The sequence below is a fragment of the Porphyrobacter sp. YT40 genome (genome assembly GCF_006542605.1).
Taxonomy (GTDB): Bacteria; Pseudomonadota; Alphaproteobacteria; order Sphingomonadales; family Sphingomonadaceae; genus Erythrobacter.
The window spans coordinates 336,505-362,813 of the sequence record NZ_CP041222.1 but is presented as its reverse complement, the minus strand read 5'-3'; the positions used below and the strand labels follow the sequence as shown (position 1 = coordinate 362,813).

Genomic DNA, 26,309 nt, shown 5'->3' with positions numbered 1-26,309 from the left:
GCTCACGCGGCGACGGCCTCGGCGCTGTAACGGGCCTTGACGCTGCGCTTGTCGATCTTTTGCGTGCCGAGGCGCGGCAGGGCTTCCTCGGTGAACCAGATGTGCTGTTCCAGCGGCACCTTGAACGGCGCGATCCGTTCCAGCAGGAAAGCGCGCAGCTCGGCCGGGGTCACGCGGGGGTGACCCTCCTTCATCGCGTAGACCGCCGCCGGCACCTCGCCGAAGCGTTCGTCGGTGAGGCCGAAGACCGAACATTCGCCGATGTCGTCATGCGCATAGATCGCGTCCTCCACCTCGATGCAGGAAATGTTCTCGCCGCCGCGGATGATGATGTCCTTCTTGCGGTCGACGATGAACAGGTAGTCGTCCGCATCGAGATAGCCGAGATCGCCGGTGCGGAAATAGCCATCCTTGGTGAAGGCGGCTTCGGTGGCTTCGGGGTTCTTCCAGTAGCCGCGGAAATTGGCGACCGAGCGGATGCAGACCTCGCCCACCTGGCCCTGCGGCAGGGGATTACCGGCATCGTCGAGGATCGCCAGATCGACCATCGGCTTCGACGGGCGGCCGGTCGAGCCGGGCTTAGCGAGGTAGTTCTCGTTGAAATTGCCGCAGCCGACGGCGTTGGTTTCGGTAAGGCCATAACCCAGCAGCGGGAAGCTGCCGGGGAAGGCTTCCTTGATCCGCGTGACGTGCTCCACCGGACGCGGCGCGCCGCCCGCGGCGAAGCTCTTGCAAGCCGACAGGTCGTATTTCTCGCGGTCGGGGTGGTTGGCGATCTCATAGCTCATCAGCGGCACGCCGACGAAGTAGGAGACCTTCTCCTCCGCCATCAGCCGGATCGCGAGGCCCGCATCCCACTTGGGCATGAGGACGAGCTTGCGGGCGATCGCGAAGCTCTGCAGGAACAGCGGCACCTCGCCCGTCACGTGGAACAGCGGCACCGCGACCAGCGCGCAGGGCTGATCGGTGAGGGGGCCTTCGGTGCTCTCGACATGAACCTTGGCCATCGCCGACTGGGCGACATAGTTCATCACCCCGTGGATCACCCCGCGATGATCCGACCACGCGCCCTTGGACTTGCCGGTCGAGCCCGAGGTGTAGAGGATCGTTGCGATATCGTCCGGGCCCAACTCGCCCAGCATCGCCATGGCCACGCTGGTGCCTTCGGGCGCGGCCCATGTGGCGGCGAGGCCTTCGGCGGGCGGGTTGCCGTGGGTGAACAGCACGATCTTGGCCGGGTGCTCGTGCCCGTCCAGACGCGCGGCGCGGCCTTCATCGGCCAGCAGCACCTTGCATTCGGCCAGATCGAGCCCGTAGGCCAGTTCCTCGCCGCTGGAAAAGCCGTTGAGCAGCGTGGCGCAGCCGCCTGCCATCAGGATGCCCATATAGGCGATCATCCAGTTGGCCGAATTGCGCGCGGCAATGCCGACGCGGTCGCCTTTCGCGACGCCGTGGGTCTTGGCCAAGCCCTCGGCCACGCAGGTCGCGGCGGCATAGGCTTCGCCGAAGGTCAGCCGCACGTCGCCATCGACGAGGAAGGGCACGTCCTTGTTCTGATTGCAGAAATGCGCGAAATAATGGGCCAGCGTCGGCGGCGCGGCGGCGAAGGACGGCATGGTGACCCCGTCACGGGTAAAGGGCGCGAGCGCGAAGGGCTGGTCGTCAGCGGTCAGGCCGGTGATGATCGCTTCGAGCGCATTGTCCAGCTGGGTGGGCATGCGGGTGTGTTCCTCTCTCTTGTTGTCGTGGCCCCCCGGCCGGGGATGTCCCCCGTGCCGGATGGCCTGTCCCATTTGCGCCGTGGCGATCCCGTGCCCCTTCCCCTGCCCCGGATGCTGTGCCAGAAGCGCCAGCGCAGCCGGGGCCCGTGTGCTTTCGCTTCGGGTCCGCCGATACGGCATATCATGGTCATTAAGAGGTTCGCTTCGTGCTGTCACTACTTGCCGCAAGCGGCGCCGCCGATCCGATCTACTGGACCGATCTGGGGCTCAAGCCGGGGATCGAGCTCGGCTTTTTCACGTTGCGCTATTACTCGCTGGCCTATCTGCTGGGGGTGATCTTCGCCTATTGGCACACCTCCAAGATGTTGAAGCAGCCAGGCGCGCCGATGGCGCAACGCCATGCGGACGATCTGTTCTTCTACTGCACGCTGGGCGTGATCATCGGCGGGCGGCTGGGCTATGCGATATTCTACGACCAGAGCCTGTGGACCGACTTTTCGGGCGACGGCTTCGTCAGCTGGAAACTGCTGCGCCTGTGGGACGGGGGGATGAGCTTCCACGGCGGGCTGGCGGGCGTGACGGTGGCGATGGCTTACGTCGCCTGGCGCGACAAGCTGAACTTCATCCGCGTGGTGGACTATGTCAGTGTCGGCGTGCCGATGGGGATGCTGCTGGGGCGGCTGGCGAACTTCGTCAATGGCGAGCTGTGGGGCCGCGTGACCGACGTGCCCTGGGCGATGATCTTCCCCAACGATCCCACCAGCCTGCCGCGCCATCCCAGCCAGCTGTATCAGGCGGGGCTGGAAGGGCTGGCGATGCTGGTGATCATGCTGAGCCTGTTCTGGTTCACCCGCGCACGCTATCGCCCCGGCCTTCTGGCCGGCGTGTTCACCACCGGCATGGGCGTGGCGCGTTTCGTCAACGAATTTTTCCGTGAGCCGGATCAACAACTGGCTGACTTTGCGGCCCGGACCGGGCTATCGATGGGGCAATGGCTGACTATACCGCTGATCCTGACTGGATTGATTGTCGTGCTCTACGCGCTGCGGAAGCAGCCGCTGGGGGCGGGGACGACAGCGCCGGCCTGAACGATGCGCCGGGGGTGTGGCGCCCGGCGCTCAGGCTGATCGATCCCGATACCGCGCCGGAGCCTGCCGCGCGCGGCAAGGCCGAGGCGCGTGCGCGCGAGGCGGAGCGCGCCAAGGCGGAGCAGGCGGCGCTCGCCACCAAGCGCGCCGAGGCCGAAGCGGCGGCGCGGGAGGCCGAGCGGGTGAAGGCCGAACAGGCGGCGCTCGCCCGGCAGCGTGCCGAAGCCGAGGCGGCGGCGCGCGAACAGGCCAAGGCCGATGCCCGCGCCCGTGCCGAAGCGGCGCTGCGCGAAAAGGCGGAAGCGCTCGCCCGTGCCAAGGCCGAGGCCGAAGAACGCTCGCGCGCATTGAAGGAAGCCCGCGCCCGCGAAAAGGCCGAGGCCGAAGCGCGCGCCAGGGCCGAGCGCGAAGCCCGCGAGAAAGCCGCGGCCGAGGCCCGCGCCCGCAAGCTCGCCGAAGCCGAGGCCCGTCAGCGCGCCGAAGCCGAAGCGCGCGCCAAGGCAGCGGAAGAAGCGCGCCTGCGCAAGGAAGCCAAGGCCCGCGCCGAAGCCGAAGCCAAGGCCCGTGCCGAAGCGGAAGAGAAAGCCCGCCGCGAGGCCGAGGCTGCCGAAGCCGCCGAGCGTGCCCGCGCCGAAGAAGAAGCGCGCCGGGCCGCCGAAGCCCGCAAGCGCGCCGAGGAAGAGGCCCGCGCCAAGGCCGCCGAGGAAGCTCGCCTCAAGAAGGAAGCCGAAGCCCGCGCCCGCGCCGAAGCCAAGGCCCGCGCCAAGGCCGAAGCCGAAGCCCGCGCCAAGGCGGCTGCGGAAGAGAAGGCTCGCAAGGCTGCAGAGGAAAAGGCCCGCCGCGAAGCCGAGGCCAAGGCCGCTGCGGAAGAAAAGGCCCGCAAGGCCGCCGAGGAAAAGGCGCGCAAGGAGGCCGAAGCCAAGGCCAAGAAGGAAGCCGAGGAAAAGGCCCGCCGCGAGGCCGAGGAGGCTGCGCGGAAAGCTGCCGAAGAAGCGGAGCGGCTCGCCGCCGAAGAAGCCGCCCGCAAGGCCGCCGAGGAAGAAGCCGCCCGCATCGCCGCCGAAGAACAGGCCAAGCGCGAGGCGGAGGAAGCTGCCGCTGCCGAACAGGCTCGGCTCGAAGCCGAAGTGCTCGCCCGCGCGCAGGTCGATGTGCCCAAGGTGCTGCGCCGCCTGATCCGCGAGACCGGCCCGATCCCGCTCTCGCAATACATGGGCGAAAGCAATGCGCGCTATTACGCCAGCCGCGATCCCTTGGGCGAACAGGGCGATTTCATCACCGCGCCCGAGATCACGCAGGTCTTCGGCGAGTTGATCGGCGTGTGGTTTGCCGACCTGTGGTCGAAGATGACCCGGCGGAAGTATATCCACTATGTCGAGCTGGGGCCGGGACGCGGGACGCTCGCCAAGGATGCGTTGGGCGCGGCGGCGAAGCAGGGGCTGACCCCGCAGGTTCACTTCGTCGAGACCTCGGCAACGCTGCGCAAGATCCAGCGCGAAGCCTTCCCCGATTGCATCCATCACCACGACATTTCGACCCTGCCCGACGATGCGCCGCTGCTGATCATCGCCAACGAGTTCTTTGACGCTCTGCCGGTGCAGCACCTGATCCGCTCGGTCGATGGCTGGTATCCGCGGATGGTGGGGCTGGATGGCGATGCCTTCACCTTCGTCACCGGCAAGGAGCGGATGGATCACATCGTCCCGCCCAGCTGGGTCACGGCCTCCCAAGGCACGCTGATCGAGACCAGTCCCGCGGCGGTCGCGGTGATGGCCGAGATTTCGCGGCGGCTGAAGGATCAGGGCGGCGCGGCGCTGATCATTGACTATGGGCATGAGGAATTGCGCTCGGGATCGACCTTGCAGGCCTTGAAAAGCCACAAGAAGGTCGATGTCTTCGCGCATCCGGGCGATGCCGATCTCACCGCCCACGTCGATTTCGAGCTGCTCCAGCTGGTCGCGCAGCAGCACGGGGCGGACGTGATGGGGCTGCAATATCAGGGCGAGTGGCTGATCCAGATGGGGATCGACACCCGCATGGAGATGCTCATCCGCCGCGCCCCCTATGAACGCGAAAAGTTCAACCGCCAGCGCGACCGGCTGGTGAAGGACAGCGAGATGGGCCGGCTGTTCAAGGTGCTGGGCCTGTGCGGACGGCGCTGGCCGTTCGGCGCCGGGTTCGATTGATTGTTACCGGCGCGTCGCGGCGTGCGTATGGCCTGCCGTCGATGAGGAGAATTGCGGGATGATGGCGCGTCTGGCCCTGTGCATTACCCTTCTCCTTGCGGGCATGGCGCCCGCCAGCGCCGCCGAACCGGTCGCAGGCCGCTGGCTCACCGCCGAAAAGGACGCCGTGATCGTGATCGCCCCCTGCGGCAAGGCGCTGTGCGGCACGATCGAGAAGTTTCTCGTCGCTCCGCCGCAGGGCAATGACCAGCGCGACGTCAACAATCCCGACCCCGCCAAGCGCAAGCGGCGGCTGCTGGGCAGCGCGATTCTGTCGTCCTTCACCGCCGACGGCGACTTGTGGCGCGGCCAGATCTACGATCCCAAAAGCGGCAAGAGCTACCGCTCGGTAATCCGCCGCAAGGGCGCGAACGCGCTCGAGGTGAAGGGCTGCATCGGCCCCTTCTGCCAGACGCAGGTGTGGAAGCGGGTGGTTTAGGGTTTCAGCCCAGCCCGCTTCGCCAACGCCGCCGCCGCTGCTTTGGGCGTCATCTTCTGCGCGTCCTCGCGGTCGACCGCCAGGTTCGCTTCGCGCATCGCCTCGACGCTGATGGCGCCGATCAGCGGTTCGAGCGCGGCGATCACGCCTTCGTCCCCGGCGATGCGGGGGGAGAGCATCAGCATCGCATCATAACTCGGCAGCGCGCCCTTGGGATCTTCGAGCACCTCCAGCCGGTCCGCCGCGATCCGCCCGTCCGAGGTATAGGCGCTGATCACGTCGGCCTCGCCCGATTGGAGCGCGTTATACATGAAGGTCGGCGCGAAATTGCGGTTGCGCGCGAAATTGAGGCCATAGGCGTCCTTGACCGCGATCCACTCGGGCCGCTCGAAGAATTCGGGGTCGCCGCCCACGGTCAGGCGCGGCGCGACCGCGGCGAGATCGGCGAGGCTGGCGACGCCCAATGCGCGCGCGCGGTCTTCGCGCATGGCGAAGGCATAGGCGTTCTCGAACCCCAGTCGGCCGAGCACCTTCACCCCGTTCTCGCGCCATTCCCAGTCGCGGATCGTCTCGTACATCGCCTCGCGGCCCGGATTGTCTGCGCGGTTCAGGTAATTCGTCCAGATCGTGCCGGTGTAGTCGACCGAGATGTCGATGCTCGAATTGGCGACCGCCGAATGCACCACTGCGCTGCCCAGCCCGTCGCGATATTCGACCGCATAGCCTGCCGCTTCCAGCCGCGCGCCGATCAGCTGGGCGAGAATATATTGCTCGGAAAACTGCTTTGAGGCGATGACGATGCGGCGCTCCTCGCTGCTGCCTGCGCCCTGCGCCCACAGCGCTGCGAGGATGCCGAGGGCGACGACCGCGATGCCGCCGAAGGTCATCCAGCGCTTGCGGCGGGCAAGGCCGACCTCGATCACCCACAGCAGGTTATCCGCCGCCAGCGCCAGCCCCGCGCTCGCCAGACACCCGGCGAGCACCAGCGCCCAGTTCTGCGTTTGCAGGCCCGCAAAGATCGGATCGCCGAGGCTCGGCTGGCCGATGGTGGTGGCGAGCGTCGCCGCGCCGATCGTCCACACGCTCGCGGTGCGGATGCCGGCCATGATGAAGGGGGCCGAGAGCGGCGCTTCGACCAGCACCAGCTTCTGCCACTTCGTCATGCCCACGCCATCGGCGGCTTCGAGGATCTCGGGGTCGAGATTGGCCTGCGCGGTCACGGCGTTGCGCAGGATCGGCAGCAGCGCATAGAGTGTCAGCGCCAGCAGCGCGGGGAGGAAACCGAGCGTCGGCAGGCCCTCGCCGAACACGCTGCGCAGCGACAGCAGCAGCGGGAAGAACAGCGCCAGCAGTGCCAGCGCGGGGATGGTCTGGACGAGGCTCGCAAGGCTCAGCGCGAGCCGCGACACCGTCTTCGAACGGCTCGCCCACACCGCCATCGGCAAGGCGATCAGCATGGCGAGCCCGATCGCGCTGGCCGAGAGCACCACGTGCGCCGCCAGCTTGTCGCCGAGGCCGGGAAGGATGTCCCAGATATCGCCCATCAGGCGGGCCGCTCCATCACGGCGAGCCGTTCGGCCTGCTGGCGCGGCACCGCGACGAGGCCCTGCGCCACATCGCCGCCCGCTCCGGCGAGCAGCGCGCGCGGGGTCTCGTCGGCGACCAGCTGGCCCTTGTCCATCACCAGCACGCGGTCGGCCAGCAGCAGCGCTTCGGCCATGTCGTGCGTGACCATCACCGTGGTGAGGCCAAGCCGTTCATGCAGTTCGCGCACCTTGCGGCCCAACGCGTCGCGGGTGATCGGATCGAGCGCGCCGAAGGGTTCGTCCATCAGCAGCAGCTCCGGCTCCCCCGCCAGCGCCCGCGCCACGCCGACCCGCTGGCGCTGCCCGCCCGAGAGTTCGTCGGGCATCCGTGCGCCCATCGCCGCATCGAGTTCGACCAGATCGAGCAATTTGGCGATCCGCTCGGGTGGCAGGGTGTCGCCGGTGAGGCGCGGGCCGATGGCGATGTTCTCGGCCACCGAGAAATGCGGGAACAGCCCGATGCCCTGAAACACATAGCCCACCCGGCGGCGCAGACGGGCGGGCTTGAGGATGCTCACGTCCTCGCCCGCGAACAGCACGCGGCCCTCGGTCGGCTCGACCAGCGTGTTGACCGTCTTGAGCAGCGTCGACTTGCCCGAGCCCGATGCGCCCACCAGCGCGACGAAGCAGCCGGGAGCGATGTCGCAGGTGACGCCGCCGACCGCCGTGACTGCGCCGAAGCGGCAGATCACGCGCTCGAAGCGGAGCAGGGGGGCGCGGTCTGTCATCCTTGGCAGGACTAGCGGGATCGACAGCCCAGCGCCAGCCGCAGCGATTGGCCTTTGCCCCGCAGCTTGCTATGCGCAACCACAGAACAATCATTGCCCGGCGAGGAACGAATCATGCGCGCCACCCCCGACTTCGACTTCCACCTCGGCGAAGCGGCCGAGATGATCCGTGAGAGCACGGCCCGCTTCGCCGACGAGCAGATCATGCCCTTGGCCGAACGCACCGACCGCGAAGACCGCTTCCCGCGCGAGCTGTGGGAGCCGATGGGAGCGCTGGGCCTGCACGGCATCACGGTGGAGGAAGAGTGGGGCGGGCTGGGCCTCGGCTATCTCGAACACGTGATCGCGGTCGAGGAGGTCAGCCGCGCGTCTGCCAGCATTGGCCTCTCCTATGGCGCGCACTCGAACCTCTGCCTCAACCAGATCCGCCGCTGGGGGAATGACGAGCAGAAGGCGAAATATCTCCCCAAGCTGATCTCGGGCGAGCATGTCGGCAGCCTCGCCATGTCCGAAGCGGGCGCGGGCAGCGACGTGGTTTCGATGAAGCTCAAGGCCGACGCGGTTCAGGGCGGTTACGTCCTCAACGGCACCAAGTTCTGGATCACCAACGCGCCCGAGGCCGATACGCTGGTGGTCTATGCCAAGACCGATTGCCACGCCGGTTCGCGCGGCATCACCGCCTTCCTGATCGAAAAGGGCGACGAGGGTTTCTCCATCGGCCAGAAGATCAGCAAGGTCGGCATGAAGGGCTCGCCCACCGCCGAGCTGGTGTTCACCGATTGCTTCATCCCCGAAGAGCGCGTGATGGGTCCCGTCAACGGCGGCGTCGGCGTGCTGATGAGCGGGCTGGATTACGAGCGCGTGGTGCTTGCCGGATTGCAGCTCGGGATCATGCAGGCGTGCCTCGACACGGTGATCCCCTACCTGCGCGAGCGGAAGCAGTTCGGAAAGCCCATCGGGTCGTTCCAATTGATGCAGGCCAAGGTCGCCGACATGTATGTCGCGCTGCAATCGGCCCGCGCCTACACCTATGCGGTGGCCAAGGCGTGTGACGCCGGGCAGACGACGCGCTTCGATGCGGCAGGCGTGATTTTGCTCGCGAGCGAAAACGCCTTCAAGGTCGCCGCCGAAAGCGTGCAGGCGCTGGGCGGCGCGGGCTACACCACCGACTGGCCGGTCGAACGCTACATGCGCGATGCCAAGCTGCTCGACATCGGCGCAGGCACCAACGAGATCCGCCGGATGCTGATCGGGCGCGAATTGATCGGGGCGGCGGGATGACGTCGCACGGCAAGAACTGGCTGGTCGCCGCCGCCGTCATGAGCCTGATCGCCTCGCTGCTCCATGTCGCCTCCATCTTCGGGGGCGGTGACTGGTATCGCTTCTTCGGGGCCGGGGAGCAGATGGCCCGGCTCGACGAGGCGGGATCGTGGAAGCCGGCGATCATCACCGCCGTCATCGCAATCATCCTTGCAGGATGGGCCCTTTTCGCGCTTTCCGGGGCAGGGATCGTGCGCCGTGTGCCGCTGCTGCGCACCGGTCTCGTCGCCATTGCGGCCGTGCTGCTGGCGCGAACCGCGTTGCTCGCTTTTCCGGCGACCTGGGGGCCGGACGCGAGCTTCGCCTTCATGGCGGTAACCTCGGCCATCACGGGCATCATGGGGCTGGTCTTTGCCGTCGGGATCGCCAAATCCTGGCGGTATATGCGGAGGTCATCGGTATGATCACCACACTCCTCATGCTGGACAACGCCTCATGAGCACGGACGAAGACTACGTCTATGACGAGGCGAGCGGCGAGTGGCTGCCGGCCTCCGAACTCGCTGCCAAGCGCGCCGCCGAGGATGCCGTGAAGGTGCGCGATGCGGTCGGCAACCTGCTCGCCGATGGCGATGCGGTGACGCTGATCAAGGATCTCGAGGTCAAGGGCGCGGGCCAGACGCTGAAGCAGGGCACGCTGATCAAGTCGATCCGCCTGACCGGCGACGCGCAGGAGATCGACTGCAAGTATCCCGGCATCAAGGGTCTGGTGCTCAGGGCCGAATTCGTCAGAAAGCGTTGATATGACTGCCCCCACGCTCACCACCAAACTCGACCGCGAGAGCCCGGAGGCCAAGGCCCGCTTCGCCCATAACCACGCGCTCGCACAGGAGCTCCGCGCCCGTGTCGCCGAGGCCGCGCTGGGCGGTACCGAAAAGTCGCGCGAAAGGCATGTGTCGCGCGGGAAGTTGCTGCCGCGCGAGCGGGTTGAGCGGCTGCTCGATCCGGGTTCGCCCTTCCTCGAAATCGGCCAGCTCGCCGCCAACGGGATGTACGAGGGCGACGTCAATGGCGCCTCGATCATCTGCGGGGTGGGGCGCGTCTCGGGTCGCCAGTGCATGATCGTGTGCAACGATGCGACCGTGAAGGGCGGCACCTACTACCCGATGACGGTCAAGAAGCATCTGCGCGCGCAGGAGATCGCGCAGGAGAACCGCCTGCCGTGCATCTACCTCGTCGACAGCGGCGGCGCGAACCTGCCGCATCAGGCGGAGGTTTTCCCCGACCGCGACCATTTCGGGCGGATCTTCTTCAATCAGGCGAACATGAGCGCGCTCGGCATCCCGCAGATCGCCTGCGTGATGGGCAGCTGCACCGCGGGCGGCGCTTACGTCCCCGCCATGTCCGACGAGACGGTGATCGTCCGCAATCAGGGCACCATCTTTCTCGCCGGCCCCCCGCTGGTGAAGGCCGCGACGGGCGAGGAGATCAGCGCCGAAGACCTCGGCGGGGGCGATCTTCACGCAAAGAAATCGGGCGTGGTCGATCACCTCGCGGAGAATGACGAGCACGCGCTGACCATCGTGCGCGACATCGTCAGCCACCTCGGCGCGAACACCGGGGCGGCGAAGGACGTGGCGTTGAAAGACCCGCGCCCGCCCAAGTTCGACGCCGAAGACCTCTACGCCCTCATTCCCGAAGACGTGCGCGCGCCCTATGATGTGAAGGAAGTGATCGCGCGGCTGGTCGACGGCTCCGAGTTCCACGAGTTCAAGGCGCACTACGGCAGCACGCTGGTGTGCGGTTTCGCCCATATCTGGGGGATGCCGGTCGCGATCCTCGCCAATAACGGCGTGCTGTTCTCCGAGAGCGCGCAGAAGGGCGCGCACTTCATCGAGCTGGCCTGCCAGCGCCGCATTCCGCTGCTGTTCCTCCAGAACATCAGCGGCTTCATGGTCGGCGGGAAATATGAGGCGGAGGGCATCGCCAAGCATGGCGCGAAGCTTGTCACCGCCGTGGCGACCGCGACCGTTCCCAAGGTCACCGTGGTGATCGGCGGCAGCTTCGGCGCAGGGAATTACGGGATGTGCGGCCGCGCCTATTCGCCCCGCTTCCTGTTCACCTGGCCCAATGCGCGCATCTCGGTGATGGGCGGGGAGCAGGCAGCCAGCGTCCTCGCCACCGTCCACCGCGATGCCGACAGCTGGGACGCCGAGCAGGCCGAGGCCTTCAAGGCCCCGATCCGCCAGAAATACGAGGACGAGGGCAACCCTTATTACGCCACCGCGCGCCTGTGGGACGACGGCGTTGTCGACCCGGTGCAGACCCGCGACGTGCTGGGGCTGGCCTTTGCTGCTTGCCTCGAAGCCCCCATCGCGGAGCGGCCGGCGTTTGGCGTGTTCCGGATGTAGTCTTGAAACCCTCGCCCGCCCTCTTGCGTAGCTGAGCCATGTTAGGCCACAAGGCGCCAAGCCTTTTGGGAGAGGGCAGGGACATTGCCGCACATGCCAACCGCCGCCGCGCCGACCCGCGCGCCCACCCTGCTTTCGCGCATCGTGCGCCGCATCATCCTCGCGATCTGGTATCTCCGCGGGTGGAAGATCGATTCCCCGCTGCCCAAGCACCTCACAAAATACGTGATCGCGGGCGCGCCGCATACCACCAACTGGGACTTCGTGTTCTTCACCGGCGCAACGCATGAAGAGGGTGTGCGGCCCAATTTCATGGGCAAGCACACGCTGTTTCAGGGGATCATGCGGAACTTCATGCTCGACATGGGCGGCATCCCGGTCGATCGCACCGCCAAGGCCAACGCCACCGAGCAGGTCGCTGCCGAATTCGCCCGCCGCGACGAGCTTGCGCTGGTGATCGCCTGCGAGGGCACGCGCAAGTCCGACGGCAAATGGAAGTCCGGCTTCTACCACATCGCACGCGCCGCCGATGTGCCGATCGTCCCCGCCTTTGCCGACAACGTCAAAAAGATCATCAGCTTCGGCCCGCCGCTGGTGCCCACCGGCAATTATGGCGAGGACCTGCTCAAGATCGCGCAGTGGTTCCGCTCCAAGCTGCCCGATTACGAGCGCTTCAAGGTGCTGGAGCAACAGGCGCGCGACATCATTGCAGGCAAGAACGATGTTTGAACTCCTCGCATTGAATGCCGCGATCCTGCTGGTGCTGGTGCTGATCCAGTGGGCGATCTCGGTGCGGATCAACGATGTCTCCTTCATCGACGCCTTCTGGGGGGCGGGGATGGGCATCCTCGCCGTGGCAAGCTGGCTGCACGTGCCCGGCGGGCCCGGTGCGCTCGCCACGCTGATCATGGCGATGACCGCCGCCTGGGGCTTCCGGCTGGGCGGTTACCTGTTCCTGCGCTGGCGGCGGGAGGGCGAGGACAAGCGCTACAAGCTGATCCTCAGGAAGGCTCGCGAGGAAGGCCACTTCGCCCGCGCGGCGCTGACCAAGGTGTGGCTGATGCAGGCGGTGCTGCTGTTCATGGTCTCCTCTCCTGCGCAGGTCGGCATTCTCGCCAGCCCAGAGCCCGCTCCGATTACCCCGCTCGCCTGGGCCGGCCTTGCCCTGTGGAGCCTCGGCGTGTTCTTCGAATGGGTCGGCGACTGGCAACTCACCCGCTTCAAGGCCGATCCGGCGAATAAGGGGCAGGTGCTCGACACCGGCCTGTGGCGCTACACCCGCCACCCCAACTACTTCGGCGATTTCTGCGCCTGGTGGGGCATCTGGCTCGCCTGCGCCGCGGCCGGATGGGGCTATGCCGCCGCCACCGTCGTCGGCCCGCTATTCCTCAGCTTCACCCTGACCCGCTGGTCGGGCGTGACCCTGCTGGAGAAGGGCATGGACAAGTCCAAGGGCGACAAATACGCCGATTACAAGCGCCGCACCTCGGCCTTTTTCCCCATGCCGCCCAAGGCTTGAGCCCCGCTGCGCGATGGCCTTTCCCTTGCTGCGTCGCACAAAAATCGACGAGCGACCCTTTCGGCCCGCGTCCGCATCGCCTATGCTGGCGGCAGCTCGAGGAGGCGCAAGCGAGATGCCATTGACCCCAACAGCCCGGGAAGCCGAGCGCGAGCGGATCGCGCGCCACGTGCTCGATCTGGTCAAGGAACGCGGTGCCGAAGTGCCGTGGACCGTCGCCATGACCGAAAGCGGGCTGACCCGCGCGCGGTTCGAGGCGCTGTTCGCCGATTACGACGATCTGTTCGACGCCGTGGCGCAGACCTGGCTCGCCCCGCAGCTGGCAGTGATGGAGGAGGTGCTGGCGAGCAATCTCCCCCCGCAGCGCAAGATGTACGAATTCTTCCGCCGCCGCTTCGTGATCGCGCAGGAACGCTTCCGCGCCGATCCGCAGTTCTTCACCGTGCTGTGCGAAATGGGCGCCGCCAATTTCGAGCGCGTCCGCTCCTATGTCGACCTCGCCGATCACTACCTGTGCGAGCTGATCGCCGAAGCGCAGGCGGAGGGCTTCTTTGCCGGGCTGGAGATCGACGAGACGCTGTCGCTGATCAACCAGATGATCAGCAATTACACCTTGCCCGATGCGCTGATCTATCTCGGCGACAAGCTGACCGAGGCGAAGCTGGCGCGGATCGTCGATACGATGTTCATCGGCCTGTCGGGCGAGGCGGGGTCGGATGCCTCGGGCGTCAACACGCTGAAGGTCGCGTCCTAGTATCGACTGCCGGGTTTCGTGCCCGATTCGGGCCTTGGGCGCTGTGGCACCGTTCATTTTCGCGCCGCTCCGACCGCGTGTTGGAGACAGATGAGACACTGTCCAAGGACAAGCAATCGGGCCCTGAATACGGGGTTTAGACGCACCGTATTCCACGGCGCCGATTGCGCGAAACGTGGGGCAATGGAGTTGGGGCGCAGCATGGCGGCAAGCCTAACTCTGCCGCGCCCCTGTAGGAAAGCGCTCTACGCCAGCGCCTCCGCATAAAGTGCCTTCAGATCGGCCTCCCCGCGCGCGGCGGCGGTGGCGTCATAGGCGGGGCTGTCGGACACCATCCAGCCGTGGTCGCCGGGATAGACGGTGACGATCGCATCGACATCGGCAGCCGTGGCGGCATCGGCGAAGATGGTCTTGTCCTGCGGCGCCTTGGCGTCATCGTCCTGCGCCACGGCAATCAGCAAGTCGGCATCGACCTTGTCCAGCACCTTGTGCGGGCTCATCGGATTGTCGGGGCGCACCAGCCCGCCGCCGTGGAAGCTTGCCGCGGCCTTGATTCGTGCGGGCACCGCCGCCGCGCTCCAGATGGTGAACGGCCCGCCCATGCAATAGCCCTGCGTGCCGATCCCCTGCGCCTGATTGACGCCTTCCTGCCGGTCGAGCCAGTCGACGATCGCGGTGGCATCGCGCATGATCGCCTCCGCATTGAGCTTGCTGCGCCACGGGCCGACCTTCTGGAAGCCACCATCGGCGATGAAGGCGGCGAAATCGGCGAACTGCTCGCCCGTCACGTCGCGGTAATAGGGGTTCACCACCAGCACCGCATGGCCTGCCAGCGCCAGCTTGCGCGCGATGTTGCGCTTGGCCTCGCGGATTCCGGCGATGTCGGGCCACAAAATCACGGCGGGGTGATCGCCTTCTTCGGGCTGGACGAAAAAGCCGTCGAGCGTGCCGTCGGCGGTGGCGAAATTGACCCCGCGTTCCTTGAGGCCCGCCATCGGCTGGGCCACGCTCTCGGTCTCGCCGCTGGCACAGGCCGCCAGCGCCGCCGCGCCGGTCAGCGCGCCAAACTGTCGCCGGCTGAGGGTCTGCTTCGCCCAATCGGCCAGTTTGCTTTCATCGCACATTTGTTGGTCTCCTTTGGGGAACGATCCCCTGTGGGCCCCTCCACCGCTACTGATAGGCGGCAAAGCGCGGCATGGACAAGCCGCGATTGACGGGGCAACATGGTGGCCAAGGCGCAAAAGCGCATGGGACAAACGGGGAGAGCGGGATCCATGGACCTCAAGCGGTGGACGCTGGGCGGCGCGCTGTTGCTGTCGGCAGGGATGCTGGCCAATTGCAGCCAGATTTTCGGGAGCGGCGAAAGCGCAGAGGGCATTACCGCCGCGATGCTGGTGAGCGCGGACGGGGATTCGGCCAACTGGATCAGCCACGGGCGCACCTATTCCGAACAGCGCTACTCCCCGCTCGATCAGGTCAATACCGATACCGTCGGCCAGCTGGGCCTCGACTGGTATGCCGACATGGACACCGCGCGCGGGCAGGAAGCGACGCCGCTGGTGATGGACGGCAAGCTCTACCTCACCACCGCGTGGAGCAAGGTGAAGGCCTTCGACGCCGCCACCGGCAAGCCCTTGTGGGAATATGATCCCAAGGTACCGGGCGAGACGGCGGTCAAGGCCTGCTGCGACGTGGTGAACCGGGGCCTTGCGGCGTGGGGCGACAAGCTGTTCTTCGGCACGCTCGACGGGCGGCTGGTCGCGCTCGACCGCGAGAGCGGCACCCCCGCGTGGGAGACGGTCACGGTCGATCAGTCCAAGAGCTACACGATCACCGGCGCGCCGCGTGTGATCGATGGCAAGGTGATCATCGGCAATGGCGGCGCGGAGTTCGGCGTGCGCGGCTTTGTGGCCGCCTATGATGCGGAGAGCGGCAAGCAGCTGTGGAAGTTCTACACCGTGCCCGAAGGTGGCCAAGGAGCAGGGGCGCGCGATGATGCCCCGGCCTATCTGCAAAAGGCCGCCGAAACCTGGAACATGGACGTGCTGGGGGCCAACGACGCGATCGGCGGCGGCGGGACGGTGTGGGATTCGATGGCCTACGATCCCGATCTCGATCTGCTCTATATCGGGGTCGGCAACGGCAGCCCGTGGAACCGCGCCTATCGCTCGCCGGGCAAGGACGGGACGGGGGAGGGCGACAACCTCTACCTCTCCAGCATCGTCGCGATCCGGCCCAAGACCGGCGAATATGTGTGGCACTACCAAACCACGCCGGGCGAAACGTGGGACTTCACCGCCACGCAGCACATCATGCTCGCCGACATGGAGATCGACGGGAAACCGCGCAAGGTGCTGATGCAGGCGCCCAAGAACGGGTTCTTCTACGTCATCGACCGCGCAACGGGCGAGTTCATCAGCGCCAAGCCCTATGTCGGGCTCAACTGGGCCTCCGGCATCGATCCCGAGACGGGCCGCCCGATCGAGAATCCCGAGACCCGGATCGACCGAACCGGCCAGCCCGCGCTGGTGCTGCCCGGCCCGCTGGGCGGGCACAACTGGCACCCGATGGCCTACAACCCGCGCGAGAACCTCGTCTATATCCCGGCCTTCGAGGCGGGGATGCTCTACGCGCCCGAGGCCGACTGGAAGCCCGACCGCGCGCGCGGCTTCAATGTCGGCTTCAGCTTTGCCGGCGAGCTTCCGGCGGATGGCGGCTTCCGCAAGGAGGCGGCGGGCACGCTCAAGGGGCGCTTGGTGGCATGGGACCCGGTAGCGCAGAAGGCGCGCTGGACGGTCGAGCACGAGGGCCCCTGGAACGGCGGCCTGCTCTCGACCGGCGGGGGACTGGTGTTTCAAGGCACCGCGGGGAGCGAATTCAACGCCTATGATGCGGCCACCGGCAACAAGCTGTGGAGCTTCGCCGCGCAGACCGGCGTAGTCGCGCCGCCCGTCACCTACACGGTGAACGGCGAGCAATATGTCGCCGTGCTGGCCGGGTGGGGCGGGGCCTATGCGCTGTCGGTCGATGGCGATCTGATCGCGCGCAAGGCGCCGGTGCGCAACATCTCGCGGCTGCTGGTATTCAAGCTCGGCGGCACCGCCAAGCTGCCGCCGGTGCCCGCGCTCGCCGACCTCCCGCTCGACCCGCCGCCGAGCACCGCCTCGCCCGAGACGATCGCGCTGGGGCAGGCCAAATACGGCCGCTATTGCGCGGTATGCCACGCGCCCGGAGCGACCGGATCGACCGTGCTGCCCGATCTGCGCCGCGCCGGTTCGCTCGAAAGTGCAAGCGCATGGAACGCGGTGGTCGAGGGCGGCATCCTCAAGGACAACGGCATGGCGAGCTTCAAGACCTCGCTCAGCAAGGACGAGATCGAAGCGATCCGCGCCTATGTCATCAAGCGCGCGAATGAGGACAAGGCGATCGAGGCGGGCACGAAGGTCGCGCGGCGCTAAGGCCGGGGATCAGTCCCCCGCCGGGCCCGTGTAGTCCGCGCCATAGACCGCCGCGCGGAATTCGCGGTGCATGGCGTTATCGAAGGGCACCTTCTGCGTCGCGAAGACCACCGCCATGTCCTGCGCCGGATCGACCCAGAACAGCATCGAGGGGAAGCCGTCCCAGAAGAACTCGCCAACGCTGCCGCGGTTCTCGTCAGGGCTCTGCGGCGCGGCGGTGCGGACGAAGACATCGAAGCCGAACCCTCCGCTGCCCTTGCCCGGCAGCCACAGGCGGTTTTCCGGGGCGATGCGCGGGTCGAGCTGGTCGGTCGCCATGAGCCGGATGGTCGAGGGCTTGAGAATGCGGGTGCCGTCCAGCGCGCCCTCGCCCAGCAGCATCCGCGCGAATTTGAGGTAGTCATCGACCGTGGTGACGATGCCCGATCCGCCCATCGTCATCGGCTTGCCCATGAAATTGGCCTCGAGCAGCGCGTCGTCGTTCCACGGCTCAAGCGCGCCCGCCTCGCCCTGATAGATGCGGGCGAGACGCGGGCGGTCGGCCATGCTGCGCTTCCATCCGCTGTCGGTCATGCCGAGCGGCCGGAAGATATGCTCCGCCACGTAATCGGCGAAAGGCTGGCCGGAGAGCACCTCGACCAGCCGCGCCTGCACGTCCACCCCCGCGCTATAGTGCCAATGCGTGCCGGGGTCGTAGAGCAGCGGCACCTGCGCCATCGCCTGCGAGAACTCCGCCAGCGTCTTGTCGGAGGAGAGCGGCTGCAAGCGCTCCCACACACGGTCGGCAGCGTTCTGCGGATCGCCGCCCGCGCCATAGGTGAAACCCGCGGTGTGGCGCAGCACATCGCGCACCGTCACCTTGCGCGCGGGATCGCGCAGGATCGGCGAGCCATCGGCGTTCTCGCCAACGGCCACCTTCAGCGCGGCATATTCTGGCAGATGCCATTCGAGCGGATCGTCGAGCCCGAACTTGCCCTGTTCCCAAAGCTGCATCAGCGCCACCCCGGTGACGGGCTTGGTCATCGAGAAGATCTGGAACAGCGTGTCGCGGCTGATGGGCCGCGCGGCTTCGCGGTCGGCATCGCCTGCGCTCTCGAAGCAGCGCTCGGCCCCGTCCTTCCACACCAGCGCCGAAGCGCCCACCGTGCGCCCATCGGCGACCATGCGATCGAGGAAGGCGTCGATCCGGGCGCAGTCGGGCTGGAAGGGCGGGTTGTCCTGCGCCGCTGCCGGTAGCGCTACCAAAGCCAAGGTGGCTGCGGCTACATATCTGATCATTCTGCTCTCCCTCTCCCGCCCGGTCTGTCGCCGGAAACACCCCTAGCCGCGGAAAACGACAGTCCGATTGCCGTTCATCAGCACCCGCTCCTGCGCGAACAGGCGTACCGCCTCGGCCAGCACCCGGCGCTCGATATCGCGGCCCTTGCGGACGAGATCCTCAGGGGAATCGGCGTGGGTGATGCGCTCGACATCCTGATGGATGATCGGGCCTTCGTCGAGATCGGCGGTGACGAAATGCGCGGTGGCGCCGATGATCTTCACCCCGCGCGCGTGGGCCTGATGGTAAGGCCGCGCGCCCTTGAAGCCGGGGAGGAAGGAGTGGTGGATGTTGATCGCGCGGCCCGCGAAATGGGCCGAGAGGTCGTCCGAGAAGACCTGCATGTAGCGGGCGAGCACCACCAGCTCTGCCGCGGTTTCTTCCGCCAGCGCCTTGAGCCGGGCTTCGGCTGCGGGCTTGGTGTCGGGTGTCACCGGGATGTGGTGGAAGGGAATGTCGCCGATATCCACCCGGATCGCGGCTTCGCGTGGGTGGTTGGAGACGATGGCGACGATGTCGATCGGCAGCTCCCCGGTGCGGCAGCGGTAGATGAGATCGACGAGGCAGTGGTCGAACTTGCTGACCATGATGATCGTGCGGCGCGGGCGATCCTCGCGCACCATCGTCCAGTCCATGCCGAATTCGCTGGCAAGGTCGGTGAAGTCGGCCCGCAGCGCCTCGCGGGTCGAGCCATCGGGATCGAACACCACGCGCATGAAGAAGCGATCCGTCCCGCCCGCTTCCGCACGGTCGTTGAATTGCTGGGCGTCGAGGATGTTGCCCCCCCGCTCGAACAGGAACCCGGTGACCCGCGCGGTGATGCCGGGCCGGTCGGGGCAGGCGAGGGTGAGGACGAGCGGCCCCATGCTAGCGGGCAAGCGCCGCCTCGCACTGCGCCATGAGCTCGGCGACGATATCGGCGGCAGGTTCTTCCTTCGTCACCATGCCGACCGATTGCCCCGCCATCACGCTGCCGTTCTCGACATCGCCCTCGATCACCGCACGGCGCAGGGCGCCGGCCCAATAGTGCTCGATCTGGAGCTGCGCCTCGGCCATGTCGACCTGCCCCGCATCCAGCAAAGCGGCGACTTCGCGCTGCTTGGCGGTGAATTCCTCGGTCCCCTTGTTCTTCAGCGCGCGCACCGGAATTACCGGCAGGCGCGGGTCGACCTGCACGCTCGCCACAGCCTCGCGGGCCGAGGCGCGGAAGAAGGCCTTCTTGAAATCGGGATGGGCGATGCTTTCGGTGGCGCAGGCGAAGCGCGTGCCCAACTGCACCCCCGCCGCGCCCATTTCGAGGTAGCTCGCAATCGCCTCGCCCCGGCCGATGCCGCCCGCGACGAAGATCAAATGCTCTTCGGCCAGCGCGGGCAGGATTTCCTGCGCCAGCACCGAGGTCGAGACCGGGCCGATATGCCCGCCCGCTTCCATGCCCTCGATCACCAGCGCGTCCGCGCCGGAGCGCAGCAGCTTCTTGGCGAGCGCCAGCGTGGGGGCGAAGCAGATCACCTTGATGCCGCTGTCGTCGGCCTTGATCGCCTCGACAGAGCCCTTGGGCGGGATGCCGCCCGCCAGCACCACGTGGGTGACGCCATGCTTGCGGCACACCGCGATCAGATCGAACAGCGCGGGGTGCATGGTGATGAGGTTCACGCCAAAGGGCTTGGAGGTCAGCGCCTTGGTCGCGGCGATCTCGGTATCGAGCAGCTCGGGGGTCATCGCCCCGCAGGCGATCACGCCGAAGCCGCCCGCGTTGGAGATCGCGGCGACGAGGTTGCGCTCGCTCACCCAGCTCATCGCGCCGCACAGGATCGCGGTCTCGCAGCCGAGGAAGTCGGTGCCGCGCTTCATCAGGGCGGCGGTGTGGGGATAGGATGTCATGGCGGCGGCGCTTAGTCGGCTTCGGGCGAATAGACAATCCGCACGGCTTCGGCGGCCTGCTTGGCGAGGGTGACGGCGGCGGGCGCATCGGCGGCGCGGGCGAGCGCCACACCCATGCGGCGATAGGGGCGGGTGACGGGCTTGCCGAAGATCCGCACATCGGTGTCGCCCAGCGCCAGTGCTTCGGCGAGGCCCTCGAAGGCGAAGCTGTCGCTCTCCCGGTCGGCGAGGATTACGGCGGAGGCGGCGGGACGGGCGGCAATGCCCTCCGGCACCGGCAGGCCGAGAATCGCGCGGGCGTGGAGGTCGAATTCGGTGAGATCCTGGCTCGCCAGCGTCACCATTCCGGTGTCATGCGGGCGGGGCGAGAGTTCGGAGAAGATCACCTCCTCGCCGCGCACGAAGAATTCGACCCCGTAGAGCCCCCATCCGCGCCCTTCGCCTTGCAGCGCCATCACGACCTTGGCGGCCATGTCCTGCGCGTTTTTGAGGGCAGCGGCAGACATGGCGGCAGGCTGCCAGCTTTCGCGATAGTCGCCGCGCTCCTGCCGGTGGCCGATCGGCGGGCAGAAGCTGATGCCGCCTGCATGGCGCACGGTCAGCAGGGTGATCTCATAGTCGAAGGCGATGAACTGCTCGCAGATCACCCGCGCGCGGTCACCGCGCATATTGGCGACGGCATAGTCCCACGCGGCCTCCAGCGCCTCTGGCGTATCGACCTTGCTCTGCCCCTTGCCCGATGAGGACATGACGGGCTTCATCACCAGCGGATAACCGATGCGTGCGGCGATGGCCTCGCACTCGGCGAAACTCTCCGCATAGCCGTATTGCGAGGTCACCAGCCCCAGCTCTCCCGCCGCCAGATCGCGGATCGCGTCGCGGTTCATCGTGAGCTGCGCGGCGCGGGCGCTGGGCACGACGGTGAAGCCTTCGCTCTCCAGATCCCCCAACACTTCGGTGCGGATCGCCTCGATCTCGGGGACGATCAGGTCGGGCCGGTGCTTTTCCACCGCAGCCCTTAGCGCAGCGCCGTCGAGCATGGAAAACACCTCGCGCGCGTCCGCCAGCTGCATCGCCGGGGCATTGTCGTAGCTGTCGCAGGCGATCACCCGCGCGCCCAGCCGCTTGGCGGAGATGACGAATTCGCGGCCCAGCTCGCCCGAACCGAGCAGCAGGATGGTGGCAATGTGGCTCATGCAGGCGGGTTTACCTGCCGCAGGCTTGCTTGCAAGCCACCTTCGGCGGGGCGGGAGATCTGCTCGCGCGTCAGCGCGGCGACAAATCAAGCTGCCCGCCGATACCCCGCGACCGCGACCTGGCGCCCGCCGCCGGCGCGGGCCAGCACCAGCCCGAGCTCGGCCTCGCGCAGGGTCCAGTCGACGGTGCATTCGACCCGCGCCAGCCCCGCGCTTGCGGTCAGTTGCGGGGCCTTGGCCCTGTTCGCACTCGGGGCAGGCGCGGCGAGGCCGGCGAAGGTCGTCACCACGTCCTCGGCCCATTCGCGGGCCCCGCGCGAGGTCATTTCGGGCAGCAGCACGCCAAAGCGTTCGCCATCGAGCTGCGCGACCTCGTGCCCCGGCAGCGCCATGGTCTCGAGGAACTTGGCAAAGCCCCAGATCACCTCGTCGGCGGTGCGCTGGCCATAGCGCAGCAGCAGCGCGCGCATCCCGTCGACTGCGAAGACCGCGACCATCTGCCCGCCGCCGCGCGCCAGATGGCGGCGCAGGCTGGCGCAGAAAGCCTGCCGGTTGGCGAGTCCCGTCAGCGGATCGGTGACCGCGCGGTTGTGCAATTCGCCCTCGAGACTGCGCAGCCGCTGCACCGACCGCATCAGGCACAGCGCGCCATCGGGCGTGCCGGAGGGGTCGGTCATCGGTCTGAGGCTCAGGGCATACCAGCGCTGGCAGTGCGCCTCGCGGCAGGTGTCGCGATCGGCGCAGGCGATCACCGGAAACTCGGCCCACCCGGTCTGCACGCGCCCGGAGAGCACCGCGCTGACTTGCTCTCCGAGAAAGGCGGCATGATCGCGCTCGGCAAGGTCGGTAATATGCGGCAGCAGCAAGGCGGCCGAAGTATCAAGCCCCAGTTCGGCGATGTTCGCGGATGCGTGGATGATGAAACCCTGGCGATCCAGACGGATCACGATGTCGCCCGAGGTTTCTTCAAGCAGGCCATGCAAAACGTGGCCTTCGACGTCACTCAAACCAATTTTCATACCGACAGTGCCCCAGCGGTCTAACGAAATACTCGCCAACTCGCTCTTAGTCAGAATTACTTGGTAACTAACGAGATACGATTTAGTGAAAACATTCCCCTGTTTTCCCGAAGCGGACCCTTTATAGTTGTTAGCTAAGTAAACATACTCGACTAAAAAACGAATCACCTCCGGGTTTCGTTTACCATATTTTTCAATTGGGTCAGTCTCTCCAATACGTATTGGGCACGATAGGTAGGGACTTCTAGGTTTGGGGCCGTAGTCTGAGTGGGGGGCCTTCGCCGGGGCCAGGGCTCTACAACTCGATCATGATCCGCACGGCTTGCGGGTCGGTTCCGCTGGCTTCGGCGATGCGGGCGCGGCAATCGGCGATCACGCTGTCGAGCGGGCCTGCCGCGCCGGAGCCGGGGGCGGCGGCGAGGGTTTCGGGCGCGACGCCGAGCGCAGCCGCGATCGCGTCGAGCCGTTCGGGCAGCGGGCGGGCCTTGCCCTTTTCCCACGCCCAGACCGTCGGTTTGCTCACCCCGAGCGTCGCGGCGACTTCGGCGAGGGTCAGTCCCGCCTCGCGCCGGAACCGGTTGAGCCGGGCGCCGAGCGCTTCCCCTTGCGCGGTGCCCAGCGTCGGGCCGGTGGCGGCGGGGGGCGCAGGGGTGCCCAGCGGCTGGCTCGGCACGCCGGGGGCAAAGCCCTGCAACTGCGCTGCGGCCAGCGCCGCGGGGCCGAGCGCGCGTTCGAACGCGCAGCCATACAGATGCTCGCTGCGCCACACCACGCTTGCGCTCACCACTCCAGCGAGCGGCAGGTCGAGTGCCAGCTCCTCGCCGGTCGCCAGATCGAGCGCGGTTTCGATCAGCAGCCCGGCAGCCGAGATGTTGTGGATGGTGACGTTGGTTTCCTCGCCATCGGGGGAGAGGCCGCTGGTCTCCAGCCGCAGCGCGCGGCGCGGCGCACTGCGCTGGCTGTCGCCGGCAGTCGGTTGGTCGAGATGCGCCCTGATGGCCATGTTACGCGCCCTTTCGGTTCCGGCGGGAGAAGATGCGCGCAGAATCCGGCCCCAAAGGTTAAGGCAGTCTCACCGGAAATGGTTAATATCGATGAACCGCGCTATCCGCAGGCTAACGGGAGCCGAAGCGCGTTAGCAGAAGACGCGGGCGGTTATCGTAACGCGCCTTGGCAGCGGCGCAGATGGCGCGGCGATGGGCGCGCGCCTGCGACCCGGACGAACGCGCCCGGCAGCCTGTGGCCCCTTCGGCGGGGATCAGTCCTTGGCGTCGAGCCCGTAGGCGGTGTGCAGCACGCGCACGGCGAGTTCGGTCTCGTCCTCGTCGATCATCACGCTGATCTTGATTTCCGACGTGCTGATCGCCTGGATGTTGATGCCTCGGTCGGACAGCGCGCGGAACATCGAGCTGGCGACGCCCGCGTGGCTCTTCATGCCGACGCCCACGACAGAGATCTTGGCGATCTTGCTGTCGGTGATGATACGGTTGAAGCCGATCTCCCCGCGCCGGTCCTCGAGCAGCGCCTGCGCACGGGCAAGATCGGTCTGCGGCACGGTGAAGGTCACGTCGGTCTCACCCTTGTCGCGGCCGACGTTCTGGATGATCATGTCGACATTGATCGAGGCCGCAGCGAGCGGCTCGAAGATGTTCGCCACCGCACCCGGACGGTCGGGCACGCGGGTGAGGATCACCTTCGCCTCGTTCTTGTCATGCGCGATGCCGGTCACAAGCTGGCGTTCCATCAGGCCCTTCTCCACCAATTCGTCCATTTCCGCTTCCGAGACGATCATCGTCCCCGGAAGATCGTCGGCGGGCGGGGCGCCCTCGCCGATAAAGCTCGAAAGCACCTGCACCCGCACCTTTTCCTTCATGGCAAGGCCGACCGAGCGGGTCTGGAGCACCTTGGCCCCGACGCTGGCGAGTTCGAGCATTTCCTCGTAAGTCACCGCCTTCTGCTTCTTCGCCTTGGCGACGATGCGCGGGTCGGTGGTGTAGACGCCGTCGACATCGGTGTAGATGTCGCAGCGATCCGCCTTGATCGCCGCCGCCACCGCGACCGCCGAGGTGTCCGAACCCCCGCGCCCCAGCGTGGTCACGCGATTGTCGCCCGAAAGCCCCTGAAAGCCGGGGATCACCGCGATCTCGCCCGCTTCCATGCTGGCAAGCAGGGCCTCGGCATCGATCGATTCGACGCGGGCCTTGGCGTGGGCCTCGATCGTGTGGATCGGCAATTGCCAGCCGAGCCAGCTGCGCGCCTTGCAGCCCAATGCTTGCAGGGTCAGCGCGAGAAGGCCGCTGGTGACCTGCTCACCGCTGGCGACGACGACGTCGTATTCAGCGGGGTCATAGAGCGGATTGGCCTCGCGGCAGAAATTGACCAGCCGGTCGGTCTCGCCCGCCATCGCGCTGACCACCACCGCCACCTGATCGCCGCGCGCCGCCTGCGCGCGCACGATATTGGCGACGCGGCGGATGCGCTCCGTCCCGGCCATCGAGGTGCCGCCGAATTTCATCACGATGCGGGCCAAGAGAAAGCTCCTGCTGGTGAGTGTTCGCGGCGGCTGTTAAGGGCGGTTCATGGGAAACGCAAACGTATCGAATGTAACTATCCGTCCCGAAGAGGCCGATTTCTTCGCGAACCTTGCGCGCGACTGGTGGAACCCCAAGGGCCCGATGGCGAGCTTGCATCAGGTGAACCCGGTGCGGCTGGCCTTCATCCGCGACGCGATCGACGCGCACTGGCCGGGCGCGGCAGGAGCGGCGCGGCCGCTGGCGGGCAAGTCGGCGCTCGACATCGGCTGCGGAGCGGGTCTGCTGTGCGAACCTCTCGCCCGGCTGGGCGCGGCGGTGACGGGCGTGGACGCGGCGGCGGAGAATGTCGCTGCGGCGGCGGCGCATGCCGAGGGTGTGGGGCTCGATATCCGCTACATGGCGGGCGAGGTCGCGACGCTCGATATCGGCCAGTTCGATCTCGTCACCAGCGTCGAGGTTGTCGAGCACGTCGCCGACAAGCCCGCCTTCCTGCGCGATGTCGCGGCGCGGCTCGCCCCCGATGGCCTGCTGGTGATGTCCACCCCCAACCGCACCGCCGCCTCCCGCATCCTGCTGGTCGGCGCGGCGGAGGCGGTGGGTTACGTGCCGCGCGGCACGCACCATTGGGAGGATTTCGTCACCCCCGAGGAGCTGGAGGCGCTGCTGGCAGACGTGGGTCTGACGGTGACGGCAAAGCGCGGTATCGCGTGGCGGCCGGGCAAGGGGCTGCACCTGTCGGACGACATGGCGCTGAATTACATCCTCAGCGCGCGGCGCGCCTAGGCGTTCAGCATTTCGCCATCTGGAACGAGGTCGCCTCGACCCCGATGTTGGAGACGATCTCGACCCGCAGCGTGCCGCCCTTTTCCAGCACGCTGCGCACCCGGCTCATGTCGCACAGGCGCGGGCCGATGGACTTGCGGGCGACAACGGAATCGAGCGTGGCATTGCCGGTCGGCGTGTCGAGCACGCGCAGCACCAGCATGTTCCCGCCGCTCACGGCCGCTTCGACCCGCGACGATTTGAACTCGTCCGACAGCATCCCCGTGCCGCGGTTGTTGAAATGCTTCGCCGCGCTTGCCAGCGCCTCATCAAGCGTCTGCGGCCCGCCGCATCCCGTGGCAAGCATCATTGCGGCCAGAAGCCAAACCCGTTTCATTCTGCGACCCCCTC

General features: G+C 67.1%; 24 protein-coding genes. 12 read left to right on the top strand and 12 right to left on the bottom strand.

What is annotated here, in order from left to right; genetic code table 11:
• Nucleotides 1-2 precede the first annotated feature (2 nt).
• The gene (locus tag E2E27_RS01710; RefSeq protein WP_141457394.1) at nucleotides 3-1,718 is read right to left on the bottom strand and encodes a class I adenylate-forming enzyme family protein; all 1,716 of its coding nucleotides are present in this window, start codon (nucleotides 1,716-1,718) and stop codon (nucleotides 3-5) included.
• 209 nt (nucleotides 1,719-1,927) lie between these two features.
• On the opposite strand from E2E27_RS01710, the gene lgt reads away from it, so the two are divergent.
• The 3 genes from lgt (at nucleotide 1,928) to E2E27_RS01685 (ending at nucleotide 5,473) form a co-directional block, all read left to right on the top strand.
• A complete protein-coding gene (gene lgt / locus E2E27_RS01705; RefSeq protein ID WP_181443520.1) occupies nucleotides 1,928-2,809 on the top strand; it encodes a prolipoprotein diacylglyceryl transferase in 882 nt (293 codons plus the stop codon).
• A complete protein-coding gene (locus tag E2E27_RS19230) occupies nucleotides 2,713-4,995 on the top strand; it encodes a class I SAM-dependent methyltransferase (RefSeq protein WP_353653631.1) in 2,283 nt (760 codons plus the stop codon). The genes lgt and E2E27_RS19230 overlap by 97 nt, the downstream gene beginning before the upstream one ends.
• Before the next feature lie 61 nt (nucleotides 4,996-5,056).
• Nucleotides 5,057-5,473: a DUF2147 domain-containing protein gene (locus tag E2E27_RS01685; RefSeq protein WP_141461480.1), complete on the top strand. Its 417-nt coding sequence runs from the start codon at nucleotides 5,057-5,059 to the stop codon at nucleotides 5,471-5,473.
• Here the strand turns inward: E2E27_RS01685 and E2E27_RS01680 are convergent.
• Together E2E27_RS01680 and E2E27_RS01675 are read right to left on the bottom strand one after the other, a co-directional pair.
• Nucleotides 5,470-7,017, bottom strand: a complete 1,548-nt coding sequence (locus tag E2E27_RS01680; protein WP_141457393.1) for an ABC transporter permease/substrate-binding protein — start codon at nucleotides 7,015-7,017, stop codon at nucleotides 5,470-5,472. The two genes, E2E27_RS01685 and E2E27_RS01680, sit on opposite strands and share 4 nt — an antisense overlap.
• A complete protein-coding gene (locus E2E27_RS01675) occupies nucleotides 7,017-7,787 on the bottom strand; it encodes an ATP-binding cassette domain-containing protein (protein WP_141457392.1) in 771 nt (256 codons plus the stop codon). The genes E2E27_RS01680 and E2E27_RS01675 overlap by 1 nt, the downstream gene beginning before the upstream one ends.
• A 114-nt stretch (nucleotides 7,788-7,901) precedes the next feature.
• Here E2E27_RS01675 and E2E27_RS01670 point away from each other — a divergent pair, with 114 nt between their 5' ends.
• The 7 genes from E2E27_RS01670 (at nucleotide 7,902) to E2E27_RS01640 (ending at nucleotide 13,730) form a co-directional block, all read left to right on the top strand.
• Nucleotides 7,902-9,068 carry an isovaleryl-CoA dehydrogenase gene (locus E2E27_RS01670; RefSeq protein ID WP_141457391.1) on the top strand — a complete coding sequence of 389 codons (1,167 nt, stop codon included), beginning with the start codon at nucleotides 7,902-7,904 and terminating at the stop codon, nucleotides 9,066-9,068.
• The gene (locus tag E2E27_RS01665) at nucleotides 9,065-9,511 is read left to right on the top strand and encodes a hypothetical protein (protein ID WP_141457390.1); all 447 of its coding nucleotides are present in this window, start codon (nucleotides 9,065-9,067) and stop codon (nucleotides 9,509-9,511) included. Before E2E27_RS01670 ends, E2E27_RS01665 begins: the two co-directional genes overlap by 4 nt.
• Before the next feature lie 31 nt (nucleotides 9,512-9,542).
• A complete protein-coding gene (locus E2E27_RS01660; RefSeq protein ID WP_141457389.1) occupies nucleotides 9,543-9,848 on the top strand; it encodes an alkylphosphonate utilization protein in 306 nt (101 codons plus the stop codon).
• A gap of 1 nt (nucleotide 9,849) precedes the next feature.
• Nucleotides 9,850-11,457, top strand: coding sequence for a carboxyl transferase domain-containing protein (locus E2E27_RS01655; RefSeq protein WP_141457388.1), 1,608 nt, complete (start codon nucleotides 9,850-9,852; stop codon nucleotides 11,455-11,457).
• A 93-nt stretch (nucleotides 11,458-11,550) separates the two neighbouring features.
• Nucleotides 11,551-12,186, top strand: coding sequence for a 1-acyl-sn-glycerol-3-phosphate acyltransferase (locus tag E2E27_RS01650; protein ID WP_141457387.1), 636 nt, complete (start codon nucleotides 11,551-11,553; stop codon nucleotides 12,184-12,186).
• On the top strand, nucleotides 12,179-12,976 hold the full coding sequence (locus E2E27_RS01645) for a DUF1295 domain-containing protein (protein WP_141457386.1): 798 nt from the start codon (nucleotides 12,179-12,181) through the stop codon (nucleotides 12,974-12,976). The genes E2E27_RS01650 and E2E27_RS01645 overlap by 8 nt, the downstream gene beginning before the upstream one ends.
• Before the next feature lie 115 nt (nucleotides 12,977-13,091).
• Nucleotides 13,092-13,730 carry a hypothetical protein gene (locus tag E2E27_RS01640; protein ID WP_141457385.1) on the top strand — a complete coding sequence of 213 codons (639 nt, stop codon included), beginning with the start codon at nucleotides 13,092-13,094 and terminating at the stop codon, nucleotides 13,728-13,730.
• A 245-nt stretch (nucleotides 13,731-13,975) separates the two neighbouring features.
• On the opposite strand, the gene E2E27_RS01635 is transcribed toward E2E27_RS01640, so the two are convergent.
• Complete coding sequence (locus E2E27_RS01635; protein WP_141457384.1) at nucleotides 13,976-14,854, bottom strand: dienelactone hydrolase family protein; 879 nt, start codon at nucleotides 14,852-14,854, stop codon at nucleotides 13,976-13,978.
• Between the two features lie 150 nt (nucleotides 14,855-15,004).
• Here E2E27_RS01635 and E2E27_RS01630 point away from each other — a divergent pair, with 150 nt between their 5' ends.
• Nucleotides 15,005-17,188 (top strand): PQQ-dependent dehydrogenase, methanol/ethanol family, encoded by a 2,184-nt coding sequence (locus E2E27_RS01630; protein ID WP_234036141.1) that lies wholly within the window; start codon nucleotides 15,005-15,007, stop codon nucleotides 17,186-17,188.
• Nucleotides 17,189-17,197: 9 nt separating this feature from the next.
• On the opposite strand, the gene E2E27_RS01625 is transcribed toward E2E27_RS01630, so the two are convergent.
• The 7 genes from E2E27_RS01625 to E2E27_RS01595 form a co-directional block, all read right to left on the bottom strand.
• Nucleotides 17,198-18,466, bottom strand: coding sequence for a serine hydrolase domain-containing protein (locus E2E27_RS01625; protein WP_141457383.1), 1,269 nt, complete (start codon nucleotides 18,464-18,466; stop codon nucleotides 17,198-17,200).
• Nucleotides 18,467-18,508: 42 nt separating this feature from the next.
• On the bottom strand, nucleotides 18,509-19,372 hold the full coding sequence (gene purU / locus E2E27_RS01620) for a formyltetrahydrofolate deformylase (protein ID WP_141457381.1): 864 nt from the start codon (nucleotides 19,370-19,372) through the stop codon (nucleotides 18,509-18,511).
• A gap of 1 nt (nucleotide 19,373) precedes the next feature.
• The gene (locus tag E2E27_RS01615; protein ID WP_141457379.1) at nucleotides 19,374-20,387 is read right to left on the bottom strand and encodes an NAD(P)H-dependent flavin oxidoreductase; all 1,014 of its coding nucleotides are present in this window, start codon (nucleotides 20,385-20,387) and stop codon (nucleotides 19,374-19,376) included.
• Nucleotides 20,388-20,398: 11 nt separating this feature from the next.
• Entirely contained in the window at nucleotides 20,399-21,583 is a 1,185-nt protein-coding gene (gene purT, locus E2E27_RS01610) for a formate-dependent phosphoribosylglycinamide formyltransferase (RefSeq protein ID WP_141457377.1), read from the bottom strand.
• Nucleotides 21,584-21,669: 86 nt separating this feature from the next.
• The gene (locus E2E27_RS01605) at nucleotides 21,670-22,602 is read right to left on the bottom strand and encodes a GGDEF domain-containing protein (RefSeq protein ID WP_141457375.1); all 933 of its coding nucleotides are present in this window, start codon (nucleotides 22,600-22,602) and stop codon (nucleotides 21,670-21,672) included.
• Between the two features lie 295 nt (nucleotides 22,603-22,897).
• A complete protein-coding gene (locus E2E27_RS01600; protein WP_141457373.1) occupies nucleotides 22,898-23,605 on the bottom strand; it encodes a helix-turn-helix domain-containing protein in 708 nt (235 codons plus the stop codon).
• A gap of 255 nt (nucleotides 23,606-23,860) precedes the next feature.
• Complete coding sequence (locus E2E27_RS01595) at nucleotides 23,861-25,132, bottom strand: aspartate kinase (protein WP_141457371.1); 1,272 nt, start codon at nucleotides 25,130-25,132, stop codon at nucleotides 23,861-23,863.
• A 49-nt stretch (nucleotides 25,133-25,181) separates the two neighbouring features.
• Here E2E27_RS01595 and ubiG point away from each other — a divergent pair, with 49 nt between their 5' ends.
• Nucleotides 25,182-25,919, top strand: a complete 738-nt coding sequence (ubiG, locus tag E2E27_RS01590; protein ID WP_141457369.1) for a bifunctional 2-polyprenyl-6-hydroxyphenol methylase/3-demethylubiquinol 3-O-methyltransferase UbiG — start codon at nucleotides 25,182-25,184, stop codon at nucleotides 25,917-25,919.
• A 4-nt stretch (nucleotides 25,920-25,923) separates the two neighbouring features.
• Here ubiG and E2E27_RS01585 read toward each other — a convergent pair whose 3' ends face one another.
• Entirely contained in the window at nucleotides 25,924-26,295 is a 372-nt protein-coding gene (locus tag E2E27_RS01585; protein WP_141457367.1) for a hypothetical protein, read from the bottom strand.
• Between the last annotated feature and the right edge of the window lie 14 nt (nucleotides 26,296-26,309).

Bases quoted from the DNA above. Each gene is read 5' to 3' on its own strand.
- E2E27_RS01615 (WP_141457379.1), bottom strand. From the start codon at position 20,387: ATGACATCCTATCCCCACACCGCCGCCCTGATGAAGCGCGGCACCGAC.
- ubiG (WP_141457369.1), top strand. From the start codon at position 25,182: ATGGGAAACGCAAACGTATCGAATGTAACTATCCGTCCCGAAGAGGCC.
- E2E27_RS01710 (WP_141457394.1), bottom strand. From the start codon at position 1,718: ATGCCCACCCAGCTGGACAATGCGCTCGAAGCGATCATCACCGGCCTG.
- E2E27_RS01675 (WP_141457392.1), bottom strand. From the start codon at position 7,787: ATGACAGACCGCGCCCCCCTGCTCCGCTTCGAGCGCGTGATCTGCCGC.
- purT (WP_141457377.1), bottom strand. From the start codon at position 21,583: ATGAGCCACATTGCCACCATCCTGCTGCTCGGTTCGGGCGAGCTGGGC.
- E2E27_RS01605 (WP_141457375.1), bottom strand. From the start codon at position 22,602: ATGAAAATTGGTTTGAGTGACGTCGAAGGCCACGTTTTGCATGGCCTG.
- E2E27_RS01655 (WP_141457388.1), top strand. From the start codon at position 9,850: ATGACTGCCCCCACGCTCACCACCAAACTCGACCGCGAGAGCCCGGAG.
- E2E27_RS19230 (WP_353653631.1), top strand. From the start codon at position 2,713: ATGGCTGACTATACCGCTGATCCTGACTGGATTGATTGTCGTGCTCTA.
- E2E27_RS01665 (WP_141457390.1), top strand. From the start codon at position 9,065: ATGACGTCGCACGGCAAGAACTGGCTGGTCGCCGCCGCCGTCATGAGC.
- E2E27_RS01640 (WP_141457385.1), top strand. From the start codon at position 13,092: ATGCCATTGACCCCAACAGCCCGGGAAGCCGAGCGCGAGCGGATCGCG.
- E2E27_RS01630 (WP_234036141.1), top strand. From the start codon at position 15,005: ATGGACCTCAAGCGGTGGACGCTGGGCGGCGCGCTGTTGCTGTCGGCA.
- E2E27_RS01625 (WP_141457383.1), bottom strand. From the start codon at position 18,466: ATGATCAGATATGTAGCCGCAGCCACCTTGGCTTTGGTAGCGCTACCG.
- E2E27_RS01685 (WP_141461480.1), top strand. From the start codon at position 5,057: ATGGCGCGTCTGGCCCTGTGCATTACCCTTCTCCTTGCGGGCATGGCG.
- E2E27_RS01680 (WP_141457393.1), bottom strand. From the start codon at position 7,017: ATGGGCGATATCTGGGACATCCTTCCCGGCCTCGGCGACAAGCTGGCG.
- E2E27_RS01585 (WP_141457367.1), bottom strand. From the start codon at position 26,295: ATGAAACGGGTTTGGCTTCTGGCCGCAATGATGCTTGCCACGGGATGC.
- E2E27_RS01670 (WP_141457391.1), top strand. From the start codon at position 7,902: ATGCGCGCCACCCCCGACTTCGACTTCCACCTCGGCGAAGCGGCCGAG.
- E2E27_RS01650 (WP_141457387.1), top strand. From the start codon at position 11,551: ATGCCAACCGCCGCCGCGCCGACCCGCGCGCCCACCCTGCTTTCGCGC.
- E2E27_RS01660 (WP_141457389.1), top strand. From the start codon at position 9,543: ATGAGCACGGACGAAGACTACGTCTATGACGAGGCGAGCGGCGAGTGG.
- E2E27_RS01645 (WP_141457386.1), top strand. From the start codon at position 12,179: ATGTTTGAACTCCTCGCATTGAATGCCGCGATCCTGCTGGTGCTGGTG.
- E2E27_RS01600 (WP_141457373.1), bottom strand. From the start codon at position 23,605: ATGGCCATCAGGGCGCATCTCGACCAACCGACTGCCGGCGACAGCCAG.
- purU (WP_141457381.1), bottom strand. From the start codon at position 19,372: ATGGGGCCGCTCGTCCTCACCCTCGCCTGCCCCGACCGGCCCGGCATC.
- E2E27_RS01635 (WP_141457384.1), bottom strand. From the start codon at position 14,854: ATGTGCGATGAAAGCAAACTGGCCGATTGGGCGAAGCAGACCCTCAGC.